Here is a 1,151-nt window from a genome sequence, read left to right as displayed (position 1 = left end):
AATATCCATATGGTATTTGATTGGCCAATAGGATATAGAAGGATGCATAATGAATTTGTAATAGAACAAAAGCATTTACTTTTGTGAACAATGCGTACATTATTGATTCTATTTTCTCATTCTAAAAATGAAACCATTTTTTAAACCTGCTAAACCTGCTAAACCTGCTAAACGTCTTATTTCTTTTAAAGAGTATATGGAAGATACCTTAGTCACAGCAAAGCGAATTACTGAAATTTCGCCTGGCCTGCAACGATATAGCGGTGCTCAATTTGAAATAGCGCTTATATCTTTTGCTGATCTTGAGACGCTAAAAAAAGAGATGGATGTTGACCTTGAGGTCGAATTTCCCGAATTATTAGAGCTGGATTGGCAAGCGGGTTTTGATTGGCTTGATCTCGCTGTGCACTATGGAGATGAGGACGCAATAAAATATTTTAAGGATAATATGCAAAAAGAGGTTTTTGCCATGAATTATCATCTATACAAAACCGAATGTCGTCCTGATACTGTATTACAACGCCATGAACATGTCAGTAAACCAGAACAGATGAAGTTTTAGTTTACGTATTATTTTGGGTATAATGAATTACCCTATTCTTGTTCATTTTTTTTCGATGTAGTATTGCTGATTTCTTCATCCTCTACGTCCCGAGGAAAAAACTCGAGACGTTATTGCCTTAATGCTCTGTATTAGGAAGCAATCTTTAAAGGGATTGCTTTCAAAGACACAATCATGCATTTTTTTATTTAGTAGGTAGTACTGCTGTTATCGGTACCGTTATTAGTATCACTACCATTATCTGTACCAGTGCTGGTTCCAGTATTAGTTCCGGTGTTGGTTCCATTATCTGTACCTGTACCCGTATTCGTTCCGGAATTCATTCCAGAATTAGTCCCAGTATTGGTTCCTCCAGTACCAGTAGTACTTGTTCCTCCACTACCTGGTGATGAAACAATGGTATTTATTATCCCTGAAGCGTAAGTTGAAGAAAAAGTCGCCGTTATTAATAGAACAGAAAGTATTTTTTTCATGATTTTCTCCTGAAAAAGTTAAAAATCACTAAAACAACAACATGATTCACATCAAAACGAACAGCATTTTTAATAACTCTATTCTCACCTTATTTTACTGCTATTACTTAGGAATA

At 35.4% G+C, this 1,151-nt stretch carries 2 protein-coding genes; one reads left to right on the top strand and one right to left on the bottom strand.

The genetic code is table 11. From position 1 onward, the window contains the following. Positions 1–127 precede the first annotated feature (127 nt). A complete protein-coding gene (locus OQJ26_RS19240; RefSeq protein ID WP_265704796.1) occupies positions 128–562 on the top strand; it encodes a hypothetical protein in 435 nt (144 codons plus the stop codon). A gap of 188 nt (positions 563–750) precedes the next feature. Here OQJ26_RS19240 and OQJ26_RS19235 read toward each other — a convergent pair whose 3' ends face one another. After that, complete coding sequence (locus OQJ26_RS19235) at positions 751–1,035, bottom strand: hypothetical protein (RefSeq protein ID WP_265704797.1); 285 nt, start codon at positions 1,033–1,035, stop codon at positions 751–753. Positions 1,036–1,151: the final 116 nt, after the last annotated feature.

The organism is Legionella sheltonii (assembly GCF_026191355.1).
GTDB lineage: Bacteria > Pseudomonadota > Gammaproteobacteria > Legionellales > Legionellaceae > Legionella > Legionella sheltonii.
This window is presented reverse-complemented; position numbering and strand designations above follow the sequence as displayed.

Excerpts from the sequence above, each read along its gene's own strand:
- OQJ26_RS19240 (WP_265704796.1), top strand. The coding sequence starts at position 128 with ATGAAACCATTTTTTAAACCTGCTAAACCTGCTAAACCTGCTAAACGT.
- OQJ26_RS19235 (WP_265704797.1), bottom strand. The coding sequence starts at position 1,035 with ATGAAAAAAATACTTTCTGTTCTATTAATAACGGCGACTTTTTCTTCA.